Genomic DNA, 2,155 nt, shown 5'->3' with positions numbered 1-2,155 from the left:
GTCCTGAAGTGCGAAGAGCACCGCGGGAACTTCCGGAAGATAACGGTTCTGACAAATTTTCACCGGAAAAAGCTCCAGAGAGAATTCCCAGAAGGAGTTCCCCGTTATTGCAAAAAAGCTCAAATGATGACTTGTTGTCCCCATGACATTTCGAACAGACAATGCTGTCATCATTTAATTTTGCACCGCAGCTTTTACACAGCATGTTTTTTCTCTCAAAATATCAAATAACTATTTTCACAAGATGTATCCTGAACCGGCCTTCTGTCAATATGCATTATCCGGTTACCGCATTTTCTGACAGGAAACACAGCGGGATCCGACATTAATGGTTTCGCAGCAGGGGCAGATCCATAACCCGGCACTGGCCGCAAAAAGAGCATCCAACGGCTTTTCCCCGTCCCGGGCATTATTGATAAGAGCGTAATGATACTCGGTAACCAGAGGCAGTGTCGGGAAGAAGTCCTCCAGCTGAATTACCTCATAATCCTCTTTGGGAAGAACAGGAGGAGGGGAAATCTCAGAATGTTTTCTGTTAAAAATGCTTAAAACCATAGCCTGTCCTTGTTTTACCGGCGTTTATCAATTGCTCTCCGCCGCTGAAAAATTTACTTATCCCTTTTGTTTCTGCAGGCCCGGCAAAACCTGTCGTCATCCCTGTTCAGGGTTTCGCAAAAGGAGCACACCCATAGCTGTCCGGCCTCCGCAAAAAGCCGATCCAGGGACTTCGCGGGATCTCCGTTTGCGAGGAGCTTTTCGTTATTCCGGGTGAGCTCCTTAAGAGAAATCCCGCGGCCCCGGGAACTGGCCCGATCTCCGCTGCCGCTTCTCCTGTCAATGATACCGTTATTACCGAACAGGATCTCCGGGGACAGATCATCATTTAACCCGCCCTCCTGAAGCTCTGTCCCGCTCCCGGCTCCGGTTCCGCCGCGCCGGAACATGCGGTACAGCATCCAAATGACCGCTCCCAAAAGCGCGGCAAGGCCGGTTATTACATAAGCATTCAATTTCTGAATTTCTCTCCGCTGTCCGCTAACCCGGAATCCCGTACCTCATATTTCATGCTCTTCCGCATACCCCAGGTCTTCATCCCCAAAAAGATGCCCTGTACGCTAATCAAAATCATCAGGATGGTAAAAGGCCGTGCCGGGTCTTTTCCGGGAGGAGCCCGGGGAAGGCGCCGGTTTTCCGGGAGAGGAATGGCTGCCCATGCGGATCTTAAGCCGGGGAGATGATGGCTCCTCCGACCTTCTTGGATCTGTTTTTCTCGGATCTGTATTTCCCGGCTCTGCTCTTCCCGGCTCACCCGCTCCCCCATCCCGGTACCGGCCGGAAACCATGCCGACTTCTCCCCGGGATACTGATTTATCAGGGCTGCGGGGTTTTACGGCTCCGGAAGCATCTTCTTTGACACGCCCTCTCTTAAGACTTTCAGACGCTGTGCCGGATGCCTTTTCGGAAGGTTTGGCAGAAGGCTTGTCAGAGTAACTGTCAGACGATTTGTCAGAGTGGCTGCCGGGAGATCTCACCGGGGCTTTACCGGTACCAGCGGCGATTTTGGCAAAAGCCGCGAGAGCATTCCCGGCAGAAAACCGTTCCCGGGGATCATTAAGAAGCATATGGGCAAGTATGGCTCTTACCCCTTCGGGAATGGTCTTGTCCAAAACCAGAGTTTTTCCGGCGGCCACGGCCTCGCAGGCGTAGTTAAAGCCCCGGGGGAGCTGCGGACGATTTCCAGTCCAGTACTCATGGAAGATCAGTCCCAGAGCAAAAACGTCCATTTTCGGGGTAAGGGCAGTTTTGCGGCCCTTGATGGCGGCCAGAGCTTCCGGAGCCAGATAAACCAGATCTCCCCCGGGTTCCGGCGGGGGGCTGTCTGCGTGAAACCCTAGATCGAAGTCAATGATCTTCCCCGTGCAGAAGCCATTTTCCGTGGGAACCGCCAGAATATTCGCCGGCTTCACGTCGGAATGAACAATGCCCTTGAAGTCCAGCATGGCAAAGCTGTACAGCACGGACTTTATCAGGACCAGCTTCCTTTCGTTGTCCAGAGCGGCCACGGCCCGGACGGAAAGCGGGGAGCGTTTTTCCAGATCCGTTACCACGTAATAGGCGGTTTCGTAGCGAAAGAAATCATGAACGAGAATGACGT

3 protein-coding genes are annotated in these 2,155 nt (G+C 52.9%); all 3 read right to left on the bottom strand.

All coding sequences use genetic code 11. The annotated features are described in order from the left end of the window. Window positions 1-285 precede the first annotated feature (285 nt). Entirely contained in the window at window positions 286-555 is a 270-nt protein-coding gene (locus ACJROR_RS07150; protein ID WP_406546519.1) for a hypothetical protein, read from the bottom strand. A 53-nt stretch (window positions 556-608) separates the two neighbouring features. Next, a complete protein-coding gene (locus ACJROR_RS07145; RefSeq protein ID WP_406043840.1) occupies window positions 609-1,010 on the bottom strand; it encodes a hypothetical protein in 402 nt (133 codons plus the stop codon). A gap of 105 nt (window positions 1,011-1,115) precedes the next feature. Next, on the bottom strand, window positions 1,116-2,155 hold a 1,040-nt coding region (locus ACJROR_RS07140; RefSeq protein WP_406546518.1), incomplete at its 5' end, for a protein kinase domain-containing protein.

The organism is Succinimonas sp., assembly GCF_045225735.1.
Lineage (GTDB): Bacteria > Pseudomonadota > Gammaproteobacteria > Enterobacterales > Succinivibrionaceae > Succinimonas.
The sequence above is the reverse complement of the archived record's forward strand: the minus strand, read 5'-3'. Positions and strand labels throughout refer to the sequence as shown.